The following is a 19,535-nucleotide window of genomic DNA, read 5'->3' as shown; positions in this document are numbered from 1 at the left end:
ATTCCGGACCGGATCGGGATTGCACGTCCGGTCGAGGAACTACGCAGCATGCGACTGGCCGGGTTGCGGAAGGTGGGGGCGTGAATCAGATCAACCGCGATACCGTCGCAGGGCCGCCGACAACCTCGCTGCGCCGGGCCTTGCGCATCCTCGGCGATCCTTGGACCATGCTCATCCTGAAGGAGGCCTTCAATGGTGAGCGCCGTTTCAGCGGATTTCAGAAGAAGCTCAACATACCCAAGCAGACCCTCTCATTGCGGCTGACGCATCTATGCCATGAGCAGATGATGTATCGCCGGCAGGTCAGCCCGACCCACACAACGCTCGAATACGCGCTGACGGCCAAGGCTTTTGATCTGCAGGATGCGATGTATTCAATCTGGCTCTGGCACGAGGCCAATCCGAGCGATGTCAGTGTCCTGCCGTTCGAGATCGTTCACCGCAGCTGTGGACAGCGTCTCAGCGCCCGCTATTGCTGCATGCACTGCCGGGACGAGATCACGAGCGGCAGTGTTTCGGTTGAGCATACCCATCCACTGCAGTTCGATCCGCGCGACAGGCTTGCGCGTCGCAATGATGCAGCCGTTACCGCAGCCGGGGACGGTGGCGCGGACAATATGGTGGCGGCGTCTCTTGTCGGCGACATTGTCTGCAATGAGATCCTCTACATGCTTTTTCGATCGCCCTCACATCTCGGAGCGATTGCAGATGGCCTTGATCTGGGCATGTCGGTCGCCCGTGGACGCTTGGAAAAGCTGCGCCTTCTGGGGTTGGTCGAGGAGCGCAGTGAAGGCCGTAAGCTGACCTATTCGGTCCTGCCGAAGGCAGAGAAATTCTATCCCTTGCTGATGAGCATTTCCGACTGGGGGGACCGCTGGTGCAATGGTGGTCAACCGCCGCCGGAGGTGCGTGTTCATTCCTGCGGTGAACTCGTGCACGGTCGCTTCTGCTGCGACCATTGCGGTGGCTGGATCAGCCGCGAGAACGTCTATGTCAGGCCGCGGCAAGGCGACGGAGAAGAGGAGGGGATCTCGTGACCGGCGATCCGGACGGTTCGGAGACCGACCCCGCCGACCCGAAATTTGTTACCGCGCTTGCGCGCGGGCTGGGGCTGCTGCGCTGTTTCAGGAAGAACGAGACAGAGCTGTCGAACCACGCGTTCGTCGAGCGCACCGGGCTGCCCAAGGCTACCGTGACGCGAATGACATACACGCTTTGCAAGCTCGGCTATCTGGTCCAGTCCGAGCCGGCCGGGCTTTACAGGCTTGGCCCTGGTGTATTGCGTCTGGGATTCGGGGCGCTGGCCTCGACTGATCTGAAAGACCGCGCCGAAGTTGAGTTGAGGGACCTGTGTGCCGGCGACAATCCCAATGTGGCTGCGGCCATTGCAGAACGCCATGACCTATTGGCGGTCTATCTGGTGACCCATCGCGCGCCCTCTGCCATTCTCACCGCGTTTTATCTCGGAGCGCAGGTGCCGCTGTTTTCCACCTCTGTCGGCCGGGCGCTTCTGATGGGGCTCTCCGAGACCAGGCAGGAAGACTTGCTGCGCCGGGCCTATGATCGTGCCACCTCTGACGAGGAGCGGGACCGGTTGGCTCATGGGTTGGCGCGTGCAAGGGCGGATTACCAGGCTTATGGCTTTTGCACCTCGTTCAGCGAGTGGCGCAAGGAAATCAACGGAATTGCAGCGCCCATCGTACCGCTGGAGGGGGACCGCGTCTTTGCCCTCAATGTCGGGGGAGTTGCGTTCCTGAACAGCGCCGAGGAGCTGATGGAAACCCGTGCACAGCGTCTGCTGCGTGCAGCCCACACCCTGAGCTTGAGGCCGATGGACGATGACTGATCACCCGGAGACCACCCAATCCTTTGTCACTGCCTACGGGTTCCAGGATCTCATCGGGTTCCGCAAGACCGAGTTCCGGAAGGGCTATGCGCGTATGGAACTCGACCTCGGTCCCCAGCACATGAACCGGGCGATGGTGCCACATGGCGGAGTTCATTGCTGCCTGCTTGATTCTGCTCTGGGTGCCGCCGGGGTCTACAAGGGCCTGCCGAACGATTTTCACAGGGCGGTGACACTGAACCTCAATATAAGTTATCTTGCCGCGCCAAAGGGCCAGAGGCTGATTGCCGAAGGGCGGCGCGTCGGCGGCGGCAAGACCGTCTACTTTTCCGAAGGTCATGTCGAAGACGACACCGGCCTCGTCCTCGCCCGCGCGTCAGGTACGTTTCGCCTTCTTGCCGGATAACACGAAGTCAATTGTTCCGTACTCGGCGCCACCGACCTGAATAGACCCGAGATTTCTAGGCGCCTTCGGTATTTATTTTTGTGCTGCAGTTTGAACTCGCCGGTGGCTGCATCCGTCATATAGGTTCGACGCCATATCCGTTCCCGCTTGAGCAGGTTGAGGAAGCTCTCCACACCGCCATCAGCACGGCGGGAGCAGAGGTCGACTTCCACCGTCACATGGGCAAAGCGTTTCAACGTCCGGATATTAGAGCTTGAGAGTTGACGCCCAGTTGGGTGCATCGGCTCACGCAAAAGTGTTCAGTTTATACTGAATTGACTTGATAATTACCTTCCGTCCGCTAATTGCCGTCTCCAGCCCGCACTGGAGAACCACTTTGGCAAATACACATAGGATCCGCTCAGACTTTGTCGAAAAGGTTGGCCAGATCGCACAAGGCGAAGGACTTCCAAAGATCGCAGGCCGCGTCTTTGGCCTGCTGATGTTCGACGGAGAGCCGATTTCATTTGGTGCCCTTGCCACAGAACTTCAGGTGAGCCGGGGCAGTATCAGTTCAAGCGTGCGGCTTCTGGAGGACCGGGGAGTGATCAAGCGCGTCGGCGTACCGGGTGAGCGTCAGGACTTTTTTCAGATAGCAGACCAGCCCTTTACGGGTCTGCTCGAAGGAGCCCTGAAACGGATCAAGCGCGCGGAGCAGGAAATCGAGGCAAGCCTTTCCGAGCTATCCATTGAGGCCGGGGCAACCCGTGATCGTCTCAGATCATACAGCGATTTTTACAAAACACTCGGCGGGGGTCTGCAACATGCGCTCTCGACTGTTGATGACAAGAAAGGGTGAGACGATCAATGTCCGACACTAAGAACGAATCCACGCTCAATGATGATGTCCTGCCTGCGTCCGACAGTCCCGATTCCGAGAAGGAGGAGAAGACGGAAGAAGCTGACAAGGATGCAACCGCATCGAGCGATGCAGACAATACGACCTCAACGAACCTTCAGTCGTCTTCCAAAGACAACCGGGTTTCGGGTGAACGAAAAACACTGACATTCGACAGCGACAAGGGGGCATCACGGTCAACCTGGATCGCTGCGCTGCTGTTGCTAGCCTTGGTCGGCTGGATGGGCAGCGGGTTCGTCATTCCGTCTGAAGAGGATGTGCCAGAGCCTGTTGCGGTGCAGGAAGCAGCAGCCGTTGCCGTGGCCGTTCGCGCGTCAATCGCCAAAACCGTCACCTTGTTTTTTCAGGCAGAAGGCCAGGCTCAGCCGGACCGGGACACAGTGATTCGGGCAGAAGCGTCGGGCGACGTGGCCGAAGTGCTAGTCCGCAAGGGACAGGACCTTCAGGAGGGCGATATCATCGCGCGTCTATCGTCCAACCGAGTCGAGGCCGATTTGAAACGTGCGATTGAGGAGCGGGACCGGGCGCAGCGAGAGTTTGACAACGCAACCACTCTTCTCGAGCGCGGTGTCTCCACGGCTGATCGCGTGGTTCAGGCGCAGGCGGCACTCGCGGGTGCCAAGGCTGCGGTCACAGCCGCGGAAGAAGCGGTAGAAAGCACCAACATTGTCGCTCCATTCAACGGAAGAATCGAAACGTTGTCACTGGACGCTGGCGAGTTCATCTCCGCAGGAAGCGAAGTGGGGCGGATCGTTGACAACCAGCCGCTGAGAGTCGCGCTTCAGGTGCCTCAGCAGGCGCTTCGGCGGATCAAGAACGGCCAGACAGCATTGGTGTCCTTCATTACCGGCGAAAAACGAGAAGGCAGTGTCGTCTTTGTTGGAACATCCGCTTCCGCCGAAACCCGCACGTTTCTGGCTGAGATAGAGGTCGCAAACGAGAACGGCATTATTCCGGCCGGCATTTCTGCCGAGATCAGCATACCAACCGGCGAAGAACAGGCGCATTTCATTTCACCTTCTGTCGTGTCGCTCAGCCCTGACGGTGTCACGGGCGTGAAAACGGTCGAGGATGGACGAGTTGTGTTCCACGACATCTCTGTCGTGCGGGCCGAAGTCGAGGGCATCTGGGTCACGGGTCTGCCCGATGAAGCCCAAATCATCACAATCGGCCAAGGTTTTGTGCGCGACGGAGAGACTGTCGTGGCCCGGCCGGAACCGACCTCCGATGTGGCGGAAGAGCTGCTTGAGGGAACAAGCCAATGAACGCGATCATTGACGGTGCCTTCTCGCGCACCCGCGTCGTCATCATGGCGCTGGTCATGATCCTGAGCGTTGGAGCTTATGCCTACGTCTCAATACCGAAGGAAGCAAACCCCGAAGTCCCGCTGCCTCTGGTCTATGTTTCGACGGGACTTGATGGGATCAGTCCCGCCGACGCGGAACGGCTCTTGCTGGAGCCGATGGAAGCCGAGTTCGGCGGTATCGAGGGCCTTCAAAAGATGTCGAGCGAAGCGTCGGAAGGCTTCGCCAGTGTCCAGTTGGAGTTCACCGCCGGTGGCGACATCGACGAGGCACTTGAGAAGGTGCGAGAGGCGGCCGACCGGGTTCAGTCCGACTTGCCGGAAGACGCACGCGATCTGAACATTACCGAAATCAACACAGCCCTGTTCCCCATCATCACGGTTGTCATGTCTGGCCCTGTCCCGGAACGCACGCTGAACGCCTTGGCCGAGGATGTGAAGGAACAGCTTGAGGGCATCGCCGGAGTGCTGGAGATCGATATTGGCGGGCAGCGGACGGAGTTTCTTGAGGTTCTGATCGATCCGACTGTGTTCCAGACCTACAACCTCAGCTTCGACGAGTTGATCGGGCAGCTTCAGCGGAACAATCGCTTGATCGCAGCCGGAGCCATCGACACAGGCGGAGGCCGTATTGTCCTCAAGGTGCCTGGACTGATCGAAGACCTTCAGGATGTGATGGATATGCCAGTCAAGGTGCGCGGCGATGCCGTCGTGACCTTTGCGGATGTCGCTACGGTGCGCCGGACTTTTGATGATCCGACGAGTTTTGCGCGGATCGACGGCCAGCCTGCGCTGTCGCTCGAAGTTACCAAACGGTCAGGCGCCAACATCATCGACACAGTGGCCGAAGTTCAGTCTTTGATCGAAGCGCTGCGGGTCGATTGGCCCGACACCATGGAGGTGACTTATCTTCAGGATCAGAGCGAGCAGGTCAAAACGCTGCTTTCCGATCTGGAAGCGAACGTCATCGCCGCCGTCATCCTCGTGATGATAGTCATCGTGTTCGCCCTTGGTCTGCGGTCCGCGATCCTGGTTGGTCTTGCCATTCCGGGGGCGTTCCTTGCTGGTGTCACTGCGCTATGGGCGATGGACTACACGATGAACATCGTAGTGCTGTTTTCGCTGATCCTCGTGGTGGGGATGCTGGTGGACGGGGCGATTGTTACGGTCGAGTTGGCCGACCGACGCCTGCAGGATGGCGCCACGAAAAAAGAGGCCTATGCCTTTGCCGCAAAGCGCATGTCCTGGCCCATTATCGCCTCGACGGCGACAACGCTTTCGGTGTTCTTTCCGCTTCTGTTCTGGACCGGCCTGGTTGGCGAGTTCATGAAGTTTCTGCCGACAACTGTGATCCTTACCCTTTTTGCGTCTCTTTTCATGGCGCTTATCTTCATCCCGGTCGTGGGGGGCGTCATCGGGAAGCGGCAGCCGCAATCCGCGAACGCCAAGGCCGCGCTGCACTCTGCCGAGCTGGGCGATCCACGAGAGATGGGCGGCGCGACGGGTGCCTATGTGCGCCTGTTGCACTGGGCGATCCTGCGGCCAGCGGCCACGCTCATGTTGGCGGTTTCCCTACTGTTGGGCGGCTTTGCTCTGTATGCCGAGTTCGGGCGGGGCATCAGCTTCTTCCCGTCCGTCGAGCCAGAATTCATGCAGGTGCAGGTTCGCGCCCGCGACAACTTCTCGATCTGGGAACGTGATGCGCTCGTTCGTGAAGTGGAAAATCGCCTGATCGGCTACGATGGGGTTGAAAGCGTCTATGCCCGCTCGACCATGAGCGCCGGTCAGGGTGACGAGGAAACCATCGGGATCATTCAGCTCGATCTGAAGGATTGGGATACCCGTGAAACGGCATCAAAGATTGGCGAGCGCATCCGCGCAGATGTATCGGATATCGCGGGCATCGACGTGCAGGTGCAAACCGAGAGCGGCGGCCCGACATCCGGCAAGCCGGTGCAGCTTCAGATCCAGGCGAGGAACCCTGACCGTCAAGCCGCTGCTGTCGAGGAAGTGCTGGCGATCATGGATCGGATGGGCGGCTTTACCGATGTGACGGATACGCGGCCTCTCCCCGGTGTCGAAGTATCCATTCTCGTGGATCGGGAAGAGGCAGCCCGGTACGGCGCGGATGTGAGCCTTCTCGGTCAAGCCATCCAGCTGCTGACGCAAGGCATTACCGTTGCCGATTACCGCCCGGACGACACGGATGGCGCACTCGATATCCGGGTCCGTTTTCCACGCGAGGAACGTTCTCTGTCCGAGCTGGGAAATCTGCGCGTGCCGACATCATCAGGATTGGTCCCGATCTCGAACTTTGTGACATTTGAACCGACAGAGCGTCTTGGCATAGTGCGCCGGGTCGATGAACGCCGGGTGGTCACGATCGAGGCCAACGTTGCGCCCGGCGTGTTGGTCAACGATCAGATCACGACGCTGGAAACAAAACTTGGCAGCGCGGACCTCCCCGAAGGCGTCAGTTATTCGTTTGCAGGCGAGGCACAGGACCAACAGGAAAGCATGGTCTTTCTTGCCGGCGCCTTCATCGCGGCAATCTCCCTGATGTTCACGATCCTCGTTCTACAATTCAACAATTTCTATCACGCCTTTGTTGTTCTGAGCGCCATTGTGTTTTCTATCGCGGGCGTCCTCCTGGGCCTGATCGTGACAGGTCGCCCGTTCGGCGTAGTCATGGGCGGTATCGGCGTAATCGCATTGGCCGGGATTGTGGTGAACAACAACATCGTGCTGATCGACACCTACAACGATTTGAAGCGCAACGGTCAGTCGGCAATGGAAGCCGCCCTCAGGACGGGCGCACAGCGCCTGCGGCCCGTCGTGCTTACATCGGTGACAACCGCGCTTGGTCTGATGCCCATGGTGCTGGGCCTGAACATCAACTTCTTCACCCGCGAGATTGTCTACGGCGCGCCTTCAACGCAATGGTGGACCGAGTTGTCGTCCGCCATAGCAGGTGGGTTGGTCATCGCGACTATGCTCACCTTGGTCGTCACCCCCGCCATGCTGATGCTCGGCGAGAAGCGTGCAAGCCGTGAAGCCGGTGTCCGTCCGAAGGTCGCTTGATGATGAAGGATGTTCAATCGGGACCGAACTTCTGGTGGAGCCTGGTTCGTTCGCAGCCGTGCCGCCTTAAAGGTAGGCCCTGGTCGCAGACGGCCTGCCGGTCCACTTGTTTCAGGGCGGGAACCTGAATCCCGAGTTCCGGGGACTTCGAAATCTTCAAGTCAGTTTTGTACAAGAACCCGTGGCCGCTGGATCGGTTCGCATGGCAGTGCTTGATGATACGTTTGGCAATCTAAACAGTTGGTAGAGAACTCGGGTAAAGCGAAGAGCTGACGCCCGCTCTAAGTCCTATCAGTGTCTCCGCGTGGAGGCACGAGCGGATGCCTTCGCGAAACTGGCCCAAAGCAACGAATGTCCGCCACCGGGCGCAGAGTTTGCATTCCTCGATGGTCATTGGAAGTGGGCCTCATCCGAGCAGGTATTCCAGGGTCGTGAAGCAATCAGGCCTTTCGTGATCCACTCGCGATAGCAAGGTGACCAGCGCCCGAGATCGCCCTGCGATCATCATCAGTGATTGCCATGCCATTGCCCGTGAACGGTTGTCTGCATCGGTCGAGCCAAGGGCTCTTTCGTCGCCCGATACAGGACAGTGGTGTCCGTCAGGTCGAATGTCCAAAATCCCATTCCAGCCTCTCAATGTATTCTACTCTGGCTAAAAGCATTGCGCGGCTAGATGGTTGTGTCCAAAGATATAGGTCGGTCATAATCAAAACGGGGCATCTCAGAGCATGCCGCACGGTGGCCAATCCACTGAGAAAACGATTTTCCTGAGAGTAATCGGAACGTGTTTTGGCACACGCTGATCCGCTATAGTTTCCGTACACATGCCATACACAATGTGTAGGTGGGGCATTGGGATGCTGTTGATTTCATGGGCGGGTATCTCCGCCTTGCCGATTCCAAAACTGGTCAAAAGGCCATCCCCCTTAATGGAGGTGCACTGGAAATTTTGAACGCTATAACGAAGCTCGAGGGTTCACCTTTCGTGTTTCCGGCTCATCGCAGCGACGGCTACTACGAGGGAACCCTTAAGGTCTGGCGTATCATTCGAGACATGGCCGGCTTGGAGGATGTCCGTCTGCATGACTTACGCCACAGTTTCGCGAGCATAGCCGTGTCTGGAGGTGCTAGTCTACCAATCATAGGCGCTCTTCTTGGTCACAAAAATAGCGCTACCACCCAACGATATGCGCATTTGCATGATGATCCGTTAAGAGCAGCAGCAGAGGCGGTGGGCGACAAGATATCCGCCATACTGAAAAACTAGCCATGTGGTAATCGAAATGAATTTCGATACTCCGCGTTGCCTTCCTGGTCGGAATATCAACTCTCCGCCTCCCAACCGAGCGTTCGTTGAGTCCGAAACAAAAGACTAGAATGAGTCCGTAGCCTGTCAGGCAGCAGCTTGTTGGAACGAAGTCGGGAAAACAGGCGTTCTGCGGTGACCGGAACTGTGGCACTTCCGGCCCAATGCTGCCATTCAAACTGCGTACTCGGCTGCTACAAGTCAGCCGTGTGGCTTGGAGCATTGTTTGCATCGAGGATCGGTGTCGAATATGCGGACATTGCGTTGTGATATCCGATCAGTGCGCGATCAGCCTGAGGCACCGGTAGCCGTAGTTACCTGTCGGCTCAAAGCGAACTGTGTACCAAATGGGCCCACGAGCTCGAATATGATTGTGGTGATCATGACGATTGCGATCAAAGGTTCCGCAAGGGATGGGAATTGGTCAGCTGCCACCAACGCCATGCCAATCGATACACCCGCCTGCGGGCTCAACGCCAAGCCTGTCAGCAATCCCTCGTGCACCGTTTTGCCGATCGCGACGGCACCGATGAGTCCACCCACGAACCGAGCTGCAACGCGGAATACAACGAAGCCAATCACTGTAGACCAGACCATTGACAGATTGCCCGCTTCAAACGAAGCACCAGCCAAAACGAAGAACAGCAACATGAATGGCCATTCGATCCGCTCAATCTCGTGAAATGGGCGCTCATGATGTAGGGCAAAGTTCACGATGACGGCGCCACAGGTTATGCCAGTCAAAAGGAACGAAACGTCCAGAGCCGACGCGACCCCGCAGCACAGAACGACTACGCCTACCGCTTCAACGAGAGTGGGTTCGCCAGCCTTGACCCTTCCAGTCAGATAGGACGCTGGAAAGCCGATGCTGATGCCTATCAGAATAGCGCCAAAGATCTCCCACAAACCGTTTACCATGCTCGCGCCGAAATCGACCCCGATCAACACGCCTGCGATAACCATAGAAGCGCTGAAGAGGAGAATGCCCCAAACGTCGTCAATGGCAACGATACCCCTGATGGTCTTTGCGAAGTGACCGGTATTGCCCGATTGCCGGATGACATCCATCGTGGCTGCCGGTGCTGTCGCCACCGAAATCGCACCAAGCAGCAATGCAAGCGCCGGATCTGCACCGAGTGCCCAAAGGGCTACAGTCACAAACACCGCTGATACAATCACAATGGATATCGAGTAGCTGAAGATTTCTCGACCGTGCTTCTTCATGTCTTCTGGACGCAGCGATCCGCCCAGCAAAAAAGCCACCATTGTTAGCGCCACATCGCTGAAGACGCCTGAATTATCGACGAGTTCTTCTGGAATGCGGCCAAAAAGAGGCGGCCCGGCGACCGCCCCCATAATCATCAGTAGGGTGACCCTCGGCACATGAACGATGCGTCCGACAGCGTCCAGTGCAAGACCGCAAAGGAGGATACTGCCCAGAGCGACAAGCATTACCCAATCATCCATCAGCCAACTGTCCCCTAGCACACGGCGGTTTCAGGCGTTACGGCCGTGTGGGCTTAGCCATATCGACATCGACCGAACCGCTGAGGTCCTCAAGCGTGTCGTATAGGATCTGAAGTGCGTAGTGCGGGTTATGCGCGTATGCAGCCTTGTCTTTTGCGATGAACTGATAGTTGTACGCCGCTTTGAGCAAGCGCGGTGTCCACGAAGCATAGCGGTTGGGGAAGGCAACTTCTCCCTCTGTCGCCGCTCCGTCACCATCGGTGTCGATGAAGAAATGCGGATATCTATCTGCGTAGATGACGGCAGTTCCGGCGACGTCACGCGCGTAGGATTGGATCGCAGCATAAAGCCGTCCATGCATCTCCTTGATCGGTTCTCCGATGCCCTCGCTCACATCACCGTCTCCATCAAAATCAGCCGGAGAGATTCGGATGTCGGAGAACGCTTCAGCACCTTGGTGGCACGCTGTACAGTTCTCGATTGGAACTGATGCCAAAGAGTGCGGGCGGTGGCAGTCGGTGCACTGCTGAAAGTCCGAAACGTGTGTAAACTGACCTTTGTAGGTCCTACCTTCATACTGATAGCCGGTTCCGGCAACTGAACCCATCTGCGTTCCTGCCGAAGGCGAATAGTGAACGTTGATAAAGGAAAGCGCTTCGGAGACGGTGTCGTCTTCGAGGCCTGCGGTTGCGTTTTGCACCGTCACTCCTGCCGCGCGCCCCTGGTGGCACACGACGCACACGGCGGACGTTTCAAATCCGTCGAGACGGACACCGGAAGGGAAAGGAACTTCTGTCAGGTTCGTCGCACCTTCACCATGGCAGGCGGCGCAGTCGACGGTGTTACCAAGTGGGGTTGGGTGATCGAGGATACCGGCAACCGACATGTCTCCCGTGACATAGGAATTGAATCCGATGCCCGAATGGCAAACCGCACATGAGCCAGGTACTTGGCGGGCCTCTTCATCGTTCCAATGCGTAAAGGCTTGAGATTCGAAGTCTGCGTGTGGCGACTGACGCCACGCTTCGACAATGCGCGAAAGCCTTTCCAGCGTTTGAGAATTCTGGTCTTGGGCGAGCGCAGTATGAGCAGAAAACCCCAGCGCAAAAACAAACGTGGCAGCGAACACAAATCTGAATACCATGGCGGTAACTCCCTTTGTTTCCCGGCTACTATGACATTGCACTTTGGCGGATCGCGCATTGACTTGAATCAAAGACATTAGGTGTTCGGACGCTAGCTTGGTGGCGACTTTCGAAACTGAGATCGTAGTCAGGAAGCGGAAACACGCCACGATGCAGAACTTCACGTTCCGAAACGGTATTGCCGCACCATCCCCCGAACCCGACCAGCCGTTTGTCGAGTTGGACCGGAAAATCAATGCGCTCGCGTTACTTGGCGAAAATTTTCGAGGTCCGAAGTGGAAGCCTGTGGTAGCCGTAGGCGACCGGATCGCATGCGGTGACCAGATATTGTGCGACCGACACAACTCAAACATCACACTGGTTTCACCTGCAAGCGGAGAGATCACCGCGATCGAGCGTGGGGCAAGGCGAAGCATACAGCGTATCGCGATCAAGGCCAACGCGCCAGAACCCTCATGTTTCGAGAAGCGACGGTACGATCACGCGCCACCAACTGATCGTGAAGCGTTGGTCAGGTTGCTGCTTTCGTCTGGCCTGTGGACCGCCTTCAAAACCCGGCCGTTCGGTCTCGTTCCGGATCCGCCCAAGCCGATACCCGCAATCTTCATCAATGCATGCTGCAAATCAGGCAACAGCCCGGATCCAGCAAAAATGTTGCAGGAAGAGTTTCGATGGTTTGCCGCAGGCGTGGATGCTATCGGGCTCTTGGCAGAGGAAGCCGTGTTCGTTTGTCAGCAGGCGGCTCAGCCCCTCTGTAACAACAATGGTCGCAAACTGCGTATCGCCCGGTTCAGCGGAGCCTACTGCTCTGCGCTTTCAGGCACGCACGTTCATGCGTTGCGGCCGCAGACGGGTACCAACCCGGTCCTAACGGTCGACTGGCAAGATACACTGGCCATCGGGCGCTTGGTCAATACAGGGACTGTATCGTGGCGTCGTCAAGTGGGTATTGGCGGTGACAACGCTGGAACTCGCGCCGTTGCCACGGTTCCGGTCGGGTCCGACCTCAAGGCTCTCGCCACTGGCTTGCGCAAAAAGAGCAACTTCGGTTCGAAACGGTCGATGACCGTTCTCTCAGGTGACCCGGTCAGTGGGGTGCCTGCTGCCTACCTTCACCGCTTCGACGACGTGGTGACGCTGACTTCGAAGCGTGATGTTGATGTAAGTGGGCGTGGCAATCTTCGCATCAATGCTATCACACCCTACGGAGCTCTCATCGACGCACTGCCATTTGGCCAACCGGCCCTGCCTCTGATGCGTGCGCTGACGGCTCATGATTTGGAGACTGTCGAGGCGCTCGGAGCCGACAAAATGCTGGAAGCCGATGTTGCGCAACTGTCGCGCGTTTGCACCAGCGGCGCGGATTACGGCGTTCTTCTCAGGCACGCCCTTGATGAGCTTGCGGAGGCGCGATCATGAGTAGTCTGCGCACTATGATCGCCGGTCGTGGCCTCGCGTTCACGACCCTGGTCACAGCCGCGATGCTGCTACCGGGGCTTGGAGTGACGGTTTCGGAATCCGGTACTGCAGTCCTGCCTTTGCTGGCCGTATTGACAACAAGCGCCATCGCAACGGAAATGACGTTCCGTCTGATACGCAAACAGGCGCTTACGGCACACAATGTAACGACTGCTTTTATCCTCGCCATCCTGCTGCCAACAGAGATCGCACTTTGGCGGGCGGCAACCATGACAGTGCTCGGGGTCACGCTGTCGGAGATGATTTTCGGTGGGCGTGGTTTCGGTTTCCTGAATGCGGCCGTGGTGATCGCGGCGCTTGTGGTCGTGTCGTTTCCAGGTACTGCGTTGGCCAGCTTAACTGATATGCATGCCGCAGCAACGGCACCCGCCGTACTGGCGTTGGCAGTGGCGGGTGTATTGCCTTGGCGTGCGCTTGGCGCGTTCGCACTTGGCTGCATCGCAATGACCGGTTTGTCGGACACGATCACCACCACGACCGCTTGGGGGGTGCTCGTGTTTGGTGGCGTGTTCCTGCTCGCCGATCCATTTGCATCCGCGCAGACACGCAGCGGCCAGGTGCTGCAAGGCGTGCTGGCGGCGGTTCTATTCGCATTTCTGGGAGCAGGCGGCGCAGACGCCACCACAACACTGGTGCGCGCGGTTCTGCTGACAGCACTCTTCGTTCCGCTCCTGGATCAAGCAATCCTGACAATCGGAAGGCGCATTGATGCAAGAGCGTAAGTACCAATCGCCCGGTTTTCTGGCCCGCTCAAACGACGACCCGGCAAAAGTCTTCGGCGTAGCGATCAGCGTAGCCCTTACTTGCTCGTTACTCGTATCGGGAGCGACCGCCTACTTGCGCCCGGTTCAAGAGGCGAACCTAGCGGCTGAGCGTGAGGCGCGAATGGCCGCGATGGTTGATGCCGTTCCCGGCCTACGCGACATCATTGCCGAAAGCGGGGCAGATGGACTGGAGACGCGCATGGTTGACCTTTCAACCGGGCAATTTGTTCCGGGCGCCGAAACAGCGGGTTTCGACTATGATGCGGCAGCGTCAAGCGAAGACATCGCAACGACAATTCCAGGCGACCGGGATCTGGCCCGTTTGCGAACGCGCCCGTCGCAGATACCGGTCAACATCGTGGAGAAGGACGGTGAACTTCTGCTTGTTGTGCTCCCGATGCGGGGTCGTGGCTACCAATCTGTCATAAGCGCGGTAATGGCGCTCGAAAGCGACCTGACCACTGTTGCGGCGTTGCGTATCCTCGAACAGGCCGAAACCGCAGGACTTGGCGCGCGCATCGAAACACCCGAATGGCAGGCAAGCTGGGTTGGCAAACAGGTTGCCGGCACGGACGGTACCATCATGATCGACGTGGTTCGCGGCGGCGCCAGCACGAGCTTCGAAGTGGACGGCATTTCAGGCGCTACCGTTACCAGTCAGGGCGTTGCCAACATGGTCAGGTACTGGCTTGGTGACCACGGATTCGGCCCGTTCATCGAGCGATTGCGCGCGGAGGGGGGCTGACATGGCAATGCGCGAGATCCGGTCTGCTCTGATCACCAACAATCCGGTCACACAGCAAATCCTCGGTATCTGCTCGGCGCTCGCCGTCAGTACAAGCGTGGCGACGGCGCTGACCATGTCGATGGCATTGACCGCGGTTCTTTGCACATCAAATGTGATCATCTCGTCGATCCGGCACCATATCCCGCCCTCGATCAGGCTTATCGTGCAGATCACTATCATTGCCTCATTGGTGATCGTTACAGACCAGATTTTGCAGGCCTATGCCTTCGAACTGAGCCGTCAGCTGTCAATCTTCGTCGGATTGATCGTCACCAACTGCCTTGTGTTGGGCCGCGCAGAAGCGTTTGCGTCACGCAACCCGGTCGGTCCCTCGGCAATTGACGGCCTTGCCAATGCGTTGGGTTACAGCCTGATACTGCTGCTGGTCGGGACGGTCCGTGAAGTGCTTGGCCAGGGTACATGGTTCGCAATGACGGTTTTTCCGTTGGCATCAAATGGCGGTTGGTTCGAGCCGATCGGATTGATGACGCTCGCGCCAAGCGCTTACTTCGTTATCGGTTTCCTGATCTGGGCGATAAGGTCGAAACGCCGCGATCTCGTCGAGCGCACTGGCTACGGCCTGCGTCGCGAGGAGCTTTCCGATGACTGACATCTTCTTCACCGCGGTTTTCTCCGAGAATCTAGCGCTGTCATTCTTCCTCGGCATATGCACCTTTCTCGCGGTTTCCCAACGGGTAGACACGGCATTTGGGCTCGGCATAGCAGTGATTGTTATCCAGACCATCACTGTGACCGCCAATGCTTTTGTCTATCACGCGCTGTTGGCGCCAGGCGCTTGGTCTTGGGCTGGACTACCTGATCTCGACCTTTCCTATCTGGCCCTGATTGCGTTCATCGGGATCATCGCCGCGATGGTGCAGATCACCGAGATGGTGCTCGACCGCTACTTGCCTGTCCTGCACCGTGCGCTTGGTATCTTTTTGCCCCTGATTACAGTCAACTGCGCCATTCTTGGCGGTAGTCTGTTCATGGTGGAGCGAGAATACACCATCGGCGAAGCTGCCATTTTTGGTTTCTCCAGCGGTTTCGGTTGGGCACTTGCGATCATCGCGTTTGCAGCAATTCGTGAACGCATACGCTACTCTGATATGCCCAATGGTCTTAATGGGCTGGGCAGCGCATTCTTGATCACCGGCTTGTTGTCACTCGGCTTTGCCGCTTTTGCGGGGGCAGCCGGATGACCGAAGTTTTTATGGGCGTTGGCGTAATCACGCTGATCATCACCGGTTTGACCGCATTAATCGGCATAACGCGCCGCGTGTTGATGCCGGCCGTACCGGTCAAGCTCACTATAAACGGTAAGATCGATTTCGAGGGGACAACCAACAGCAAGTTGCTGGGTGTTCTCAACAACCATGGCATCGCGGTCCCATCAGCCTGTGCCGGTGCCGGCACATGCGGTTTGTGCCGCGTCAAAGTGGCGGGAGCAGACGCGCCACTTCCAACGGAAACCGCGCGCTTGACCCGCGCGCAATTGCGCAACGGTGAACGCCTCGCATGCCAAGTGACCGTACGTGGACCGTTGCACATTACCGTTCCGGACGGGTTGATCGGGGTAGAGCCGGTTGAAGTGACTGTGGTTGCCAACCGTTCCCTGACACCGTTCATCCGCGAACTGGTCCTTGAGTATCCCGAAGGCCAAGCCCCGGCGGTGAAGGCCGGGGACTATATTCAGTTGGAAGCACCGCCCTATCAACTGGATTTCGCGGATATCGAGATCCCTTACGCCCATCGCGACGCGTGGGTGCCCGTACGACATTTGAAGTCGGTAAGCCGCGAGCCTGTGACAAGGGCCTATTCGATCTCCAACCGTCTTGAAGACACGCGGTCCGGTCGACTGGTTTTGAACATTCGTCTCGCGCTTCCGCCGCCGCACTTGCCCGGAACGCCGCCTGGTATCGTCTCTTCATGGCTGTTTGCGCTGAACGAAGGCGACACCATCATGGCGACGGGCCCGTTCGGATCTTTCCGCGCCCAGCAGACACAAAACGAGATGATTTTCATCGGCGGTGGTGTGGGTATGGCTCCCCTAAGGGCGATCATCCTGGAGGAACTTGAAATCCACAATTCAAGCCGTCCAATGAGCTACTGGTATGGCGCACGCGAGCGGCGCGAGTTGATTTATGTGGACGAATTGGACCGGTTGGCGAATTTGCACAGCAATTTCCGATGGGTCAGCGTGCTCTCGCAGCCGGCAAAGGATGATGCTTGGGAAGGGGCTACAGGTTTCGTGCACGATGTGGTCATGCGCGATCATCTCGCCTCACATCCGGCGCCTGAGGAATGCGAATACTATCTTTGTGGCCCACCACTCATGATCAAGGCTGTCATGGCAATGCTGGACGAACTGGGCGTTGAACCCGACAACATATTCAGCGATGATTTTGGAGTTTAGAGGATGTCCTACAACACCTTAAATCGACGTGAAGTCTTGAAAACTGCGGCTGCTATTGCCGGTGTCTTCGCAATGCCACAAATTGCAACTTCCGCAACGAAACCGATGGTTCTCACGGGGTCCGGGTTTGGGACACAATGGCGTGCCTTGTGTGACGCCAGTACAAATCGCACCCAAGTGGCGAAGATCATCACCGATGCGATCGCTTTGGTCGACCGGTCAATGTCACCTTATCGGTGCGACAGCGAGATTTTCGCTGTAAACGCCGCGCCAAAAGGTTCCCAGTTCAAGATCAGTCCAGAGATGGCAGTCGTCCTTGCATCTGCCGAGACGGTCACGAAGGCGAGTGACGGTGCGTTTGATCCCGGCGTCGGCCCGTTGGTGAACCGCATGGGTTTTGGCCCGATACGTGGAGATTTTGTGCCTTTCCGCGAAGGCTTCGGTCTTGCAGGTGAAAGGCTGCTCAAACATGTTGACGGCGCCACCATTGACCTTTGCGGCATTGCTAAAGGGCGGGCCGTCGATCTGATCATCGAGCGGTTGCATGCCGATGGGTTCGACAACATGCTCGTCGAAATCGGTGGGGAGTATGCCGCGCTTGGCTCGCATCCGGCAGGACGACCATGGCACATCGCGGTCGAAAACCCGCTTCCCGGCACGAGCAATGCGATTACCGTCATCAGGCCTGATGGACGAGCAATCGCCACATCAGGGCATCGCCACCAGGGAGTCGACGGCATTATCGGTCTGTCGCACATCATGGCTCCAGCCGGTGGGCAACCAGCCTCGCAGGAAGTGCGCAGCGCCACGGTCATCGCCGACAATGCAATGGAGGCCGATGCATGGTCGACCGCTTTGGCCGCACTTGACGCGCGCGAGGCGGTCGACCTTGCCCATGCAAATGCAATTGACGCCCTCATTCTGGTTTCTGCCCGGGTAGACTGCAGTTTGGTTTCCGCGGTGCGCACCGGACATTTTACCCGACACGAGGTCCAGAAATGAGTTTCGCCATCATGCTGCTCGCAACCGTTTTAGTTATTCTTCTGCTCATGGCCGGACTTACAGTCGGCCCGCTTTTCGGTCGGCCACCTGTCAAAGGGTCTTGCGGCGGCCTAGCCTGTATGAAAGCCACAAGATGCCAAGGGTGCACCGCGATCAAGGATCACAGAGTATGACCATGCCACTCGTAGCCGACTACATGGCGCGCAGACTGATTACATTAGCGCCGGATCAGAATATCAATCATGCGATGAACTTGCTGCTTGACGAAAAGATTTCCGGCGCCCCTGTCGTCGACGACGAAGGCTGGCTGCGCGGCGTACTTTCGAAGAAAGACTGCCTGCGGGCTGCCATCGACAGCAGTTATCATCGCGCATGGAATGGCCTCGTCAGCGACTACATGGCACCAGATCCCGTCACGCTCAACGCGGGTCGTACAATCTTGGAAGCGGCGAAACTGTTTGCTGAGACGCCTTATCGTCGATTTCCCGTGCTTGAAGGTGGGGCACTTGTCGGGCAGTTGTCACGTGCCGACGCGCTACGTGCCATGCGTAATCTATGGTGACCGATGCAGAACCCGCAACAGTTGACGGAGTTCAAAAACCGGCAAACGAGATGGCTGCGAAGGACGGCTTTCCGCCCTTTATAGACATCAAGCTGGTGCGCGTCGAAAGACCGCTTCTGTTAACAGGATGCCAGTAAGCCGGCGACCGATTTGGGGCTCATACCTGACTGGCGGTGATGGGACCGAAAACCGAACGACGGCTTAAAGGTGCGTAATTAAAAAAAAACAGACATCTGACTCTTTGCTTCAAGTTTTGGAGATTGAGGCAGGCAAAGACCTAAGCGCTATTCAGTTCGCCGCTGATACCAAACCCGTCTATCAGTGCATCCAGTCCGGCCACAGCTTCAAGCGCCTCGAAATTGGTGATGATGATGCGCATCCCGTCCACTGCAACACCGTCGGACTGCAACGATTTGACGGCGCGTGAGAAGTTTTCCGGTGTCATGCCGAGAAACGACGCCAGCAGCCGTTTTTCCATTGGCAAAATGAAGCTCGCAGCGTTGCCGGTCAGTCTCGACTGGCAGAGAACATAGGCAGCCACGCGTTCCCGGGAGCTGCGCAGCTTCAGGCTTTTGGTGTGACGCACCACCGACCGGTAGCAACTGGCCAACTCGCTTATCGTTGACATCGCGAAATCAGGGTCGGTTCTAAACGTCGCCCGCAGATCTTTTGCCGGTATCATCACGATGCGGCATTTCTCGATGGTGCGCGCCGACATCAGATAGGGTGCATCCTTGATGCAGGCGGCGAGGATGAAGCTCGACACCGGCCGGACCACGGCCATTGTGGTTTCGCGCTCACGCCAGCCCGAAAAGAGTTCCACCGTGCCTTCCATGACCACGTGCAGAAAATCGGCAGGTTCGCCTTGGCGGATCATCTCCAGCTGTGCGGGAAAACTTTGCGCGTAGGCCGCCCGGGTAAGCGTTTCGAAATTCTCCCCAGTCATATCCCGGAACAGTGGCAATTTGCGAATCTCGGGTTTGTCTTCATCCCGCATGCTGTGTCTCTCCTCCGATATGCCTACGCGGGCAATCTACTGGCAATCTTCACGGCACGACTTGATATTTATCAAA

19 protein-coding genes are annotated in these 19,535 nt (G+C 57.6%); 16 read left to right on the top strand and 3 right to left on the bottom strand.

Annotation, left to right across the window (positions count from 1 at the left end; genetic code table 11):
• Window positions 1-80 precede the first annotated feature (80 nt).
• The 7 genes from CRO46_RS15635 to CRO46_RS15605 all read left to right on the top strand — a co-directional run bounded on the left by CRO46_RS15635 (window position 81) and on the right by CRO46_RS15605 (window position 8,801).
• Window positions 81-1,037: a winged helix-turn-helix transcriptional regulator gene (locus CRO46_RS15635; RefSeq protein ID WP_097108743.1), complete on the top strand. Its 957-nt coding sequence runs from the start codon at window positions 81-83 to the stop codon at window positions 1,035-1,037.
• Window positions 1,034-1,846: an IclR family transcriptional regulator gene (locus CRO46_RS15630; protein ID WP_143439059.1), complete on the top strand. Its 813-nt coding sequence runs from the start codon at window positions 1,034-1,036 to the stop codon at window positions 1,844-1,846. The genes CRO46_RS15635 and CRO46_RS15630 overlap by 4 nt, the downstream gene beginning before the upstream one ends.
• On the top strand, window positions 1,839-2,252 hold the full coding sequence (locus CRO46_RS15625) for a PaaI family thioesterase (protein ID WP_097108741.1): 414 nt from the start codon (window positions 1,839-1,841) through the stop codon (window positions 2,250-2,252). The genes CRO46_RS15630 and CRO46_RS15625 overlap by 8 nt, the downstream gene beginning before the upstream one ends.
• Window positions 2,253-2,628: 376 nt before the next feature.
• Window positions 2,629-3,090 carry a GbsR/MarR family transcriptional regulator gene (locus tag CRO46_RS15620; protein ID WP_097108740.1) on the top strand — a complete coding sequence of 154 codons (462 nt, stop codon included), beginning with the start codon at window positions 2,629-2,631 and terminating at the stop codon, window positions 3,088-3,090.
• A gap of 269 nt (window positions 3,091-3,359) precedes the next feature.
• On the top strand, window positions 3,360-4,415 hold the full coding sequence (locus CRO46_RS15615; RefSeq protein WP_210421533.1) for an efflux RND transporter periplasmic adaptor subunit: 1,056 nt from the start codon (window positions 3,360-3,362) through the stop codon (window positions 4,413-4,415).
• Window positions 4,412-7,534, top strand: coding sequence for an efflux RND transporter permease subunit (locus tag CRO46_RS15610; RefSeq protein ID WP_097108738.1), 3,123 nt, complete (start codon window positions 4,412-4,414; stop codon window positions 7,532-7,534). The genes CRO46_RS15615 and CRO46_RS15610 overlap by 4 nt, the downstream gene beginning before the upstream one ends.
• Window positions 7,535-8,378: 844 nt before the next feature.
• Window positions 8,379-8,801: a site-specific integrase gene (locus tag CRO46_RS15605; RefSeq protein WP_280176272.1), complete on the top strand. Its 423-nt coding sequence runs from the start codon at window positions 8,379-8,381 to the stop codon at window positions 8,799-8,801.
• 327 nt (window positions 8,802-9,128) lie between these two features.
• Here CRO46_RS15605 and CRO46_RS15600 read toward each other — a convergent pair whose 3' ends face one another.
• Window positions 9,129-10,307, bottom strand: coding sequence for a cation:proton antiporter (locus CRO46_RS15600; protein WP_097108736.1), 1,179 nt, complete (start codon window positions 10,305-10,307; stop codon window positions 9,129-9,131).
• Between the two features lie 37 nt (window positions 10,308-10,344).
• Window positions 10,345-11,451: a polyheme membrane-associated cytochrome C gene (locus tag CRO46_RS15595; protein ID WP_244577923.1), complete on the bottom strand. Its 1,107-nt coding sequence runs from the start codon at window positions 11,449-11,451 to the stop codon at window positions 10,345-10,347.
• 151 nt (window positions 11,452-11,602) lie between these two features.
• Between CRO46_RS15595 and CRO46_RS15590 the strand changes: the two genes are divergently transcribed.
• From CRO46_RS15590 to CRO46_RS15555, 9 genes are read left to right on the top strand one after another with little or no spacing between them, the layout of a single operon-like run.
• Complete coding sequence (locus tag CRO46_RS15590) at window positions 11,603-12,871, top strand: hypothetical protein (RefSeq protein WP_097108735.1); 1,269 nt, start codon at window positions 11,603-11,605, stop codon at window positions 12,869-12,871.
• A complete protein-coding gene (locus CRO46_RS15585; protein WP_097108734.1) occupies window positions 12,868-13,653 on the top strand; it encodes an RnfABCDGE type electron transport complex subunit D in 786 nt (261 codons plus the stop codon). The genes CRO46_RS15590 and CRO46_RS15585 overlap by 4 nt, the downstream gene beginning before the upstream one ends.
• On the top strand, window positions 13,640-14,440 hold the full coding sequence (gene nqrC, locus CRO46_RS15580; RefSeq protein ID WP_097108733.1) for an NADH:ubiquinone reductase (Na(+)-transporting) subunit C: 801 nt from the start codon (window positions 13,640-13,642) through the stop codon (window positions 14,438-14,440). Before CRO46_RS15585 ends, nqrC begins: the two co-directional genes overlap by 14 nt.
• Window position 14,441: 1 nt before the next feature.
• Complete coding sequence (locus CRO46_RS15575) at window positions 14,442-15,092, top strand: NADH:ubiquinone reductase (Na(+)-transporting) subunit D (protein ID WP_097108732.1); 651 nt, start codon at window positions 14,442-14,444, stop codon at window positions 15,090-15,092.
• Window positions 15,085-15,684: an NADH:ubiquinone reductase (Na(+)-transporting) subunit E gene (gene nqrE / locus CRO46_RS15570; RefSeq protein WP_097108731.1), complete on the top strand. Its 600-nt coding sequence runs from the start codon at window positions 15,085-15,087 to the stop codon at window positions 15,682-15,684. The genes CRO46_RS15575 and nqrE overlap by 8 nt, the downstream gene beginning before the upstream one ends.
• Window positions 15,681-16,898: an NADH:ubiquinone reductase (Na(+)-transporting) subunit F gene (nqrF, locus tag CRO46_RS15565; RefSeq protein ID WP_097108730.1), complete on the top strand. Its 1,218-nt coding sequence runs from the start codon at window positions 15,681-15,683 to the stop codon at window positions 16,896-16,898. Before nqrE ends, nqrF begins: the two co-directional genes overlap by 4 nt.
• 3 nt (window positions 16,899-16,901) lie before the next feature.
• On the top strand, window positions 16,902-17,900 hold the full coding sequence (locus tag CRO46_RS15560) for an FAD:protein FMN transferase (RefSeq protein ID WP_097108729.1): 999 nt from the start codon (window positions 16,902-16,904) through the stop codon (window positions 17,898-17,900).
• Entirely contained in the window at window positions 17,897-18,073 is a 177-nt protein-coding gene (gene nqrM / locus CRO46_RS19875; protein ID WP_179759086.1) for a (Na+)-NQR maturation NqrM, read from the top strand. Before CRO46_RS15560 ends, nqrM begins: the two co-directional genes overlap by 4 nt.
• Window positions 18,070-18,462, top strand: coding sequence for a CBS domain-containing protein (locus CRO46_RS15555; protein WP_097108728.1), 393 nt, complete (start codon window positions 18,070-18,072; stop codon window positions 18,460-18,462). The genes nqrM and CRO46_RS15555 overlap by 4 nt, the downstream gene beginning before the upstream one ends.
• Before the next feature lie 277 nt (window positions 18,463-18,739).
• Here CRO46_RS15555 and CRO46_RS15550 read toward each other — a convergent pair whose 3' ends face one another.
• Window positions 18,740-19,459 (bottom strand): cyclic nucleotide-binding domain-containing protein, encoded by a 720-nt coding sequence (locus CRO46_RS15550; RefSeq protein ID WP_097108727.1) that lies wholly within the window; start codon window positions 19,457-19,459, stop codon window positions 18,740-18,742.
• Between the last annotated feature and the right edge of the window lie 76 nt (window positions 19,460-19,535).

Source organism: Parahoeflea halophila (genome assembly GCF_900220985.1).
In the GTDB taxonomy this organism is placed as follows: Bacteria; Pseudomonadota; Alphaproteobacteria; order Rhizobiales; family Rhizobiaceae; genus Hoeflea; species Hoeflea halophila.
This window is presented reverse-complemented; position numbering and strand designations above follow the sequence as displayed.

Coding starts and splice junctions, on each gene's coding strand:
- nqrC (WP_097108733.1), top strand. CDS start 13,640: ATGCAAGAGCGTAAGTACCAATCGCCCGGTTTTCTGGCCCGCTCAAAC.
- nqrM (WP_179759086.1), top strand. CDS start 17,897: ATGAGTTTCGCCATCATGCTGCTCGCAACCGTTTTAGTTATTCTTCTG.
- CRO46_RS15600 (WP_097108736.1), bottom strand. CDS start 10,307: ATGGATGATTGGGTAATGCTTGTCGCTCTGGGCAGTATCCTCCTTTGC.
- CRO46_RS15610 (WP_097108738.1), top strand. CDS start 4,412: ATGAACGCGATCATTGACGGTGCCTTCTCGCGCACCCGCGTCGTCATC.
- CRO46_RS15585 (WP_097108734.1), top strand. CDS start 12,868: ATGAGTAGTCTGCGCACTATGATCGCCGGTCGTGGCCTCGCGTTCACG.
- CRO46_RS15550 (WP_097108727.1), bottom strand. CDS start 19,459: ATGCGGGATGAAGACAAACCCGAGATTCGCAAATTGCCACTGTTCCGG.
- CRO46_RS15625 (WP_097108741.1), top strand. CDS start 1,839: ATGACTGATCACCCGGAGACCACCCAATCCTTTGTCACTGCCTACGGG.
- nqrE (WP_097108731.1), top strand. CDS start 15,085: ATGACTGACATCTTCTTCACCGCGGTTTTCTCCGAGAATCTAGCGCTG.
- CRO46_RS15595 (WP_244577923.1), bottom strand. CDS start 11,451: ATGGTATTCAGATTTGTGTTCGCTGCCACGTTTGTTTTTGCGCTGGGG.
- CRO46_RS15575 (WP_097108732.1), top strand. CDS start 14,442: ATGGCAATGCGCGAGATCCGGTCTGCTCTGATCACCAACAATCCGGTC.
- CRO46_RS15560 (WP_097108729.1), top strand. CDS start 16,902: ATGTCCTACAACACCTTAAATCGACGTGAAGTCTTGAAAACTGCGGCT.
- CRO46_RS15590 (WP_097108735.1), top strand. CDS start 11,603: ATGCAGAACTTCACGTTCCGAAACGGTATTGCCGCACCATCCCCCGAA.
- CRO46_RS15555 (WP_097108728.1), top strand. CDS start 18,070: ATGACCATGCCACTCGTAGCCGACTACATGGCGCGCAGACTGATTACA.
- nqrF (WP_097108730.1), top strand. CDS start 15,681: ATGACCGAAGTTTTTATGGGCGTTGGCGTAATCACGCTGATCATCACC.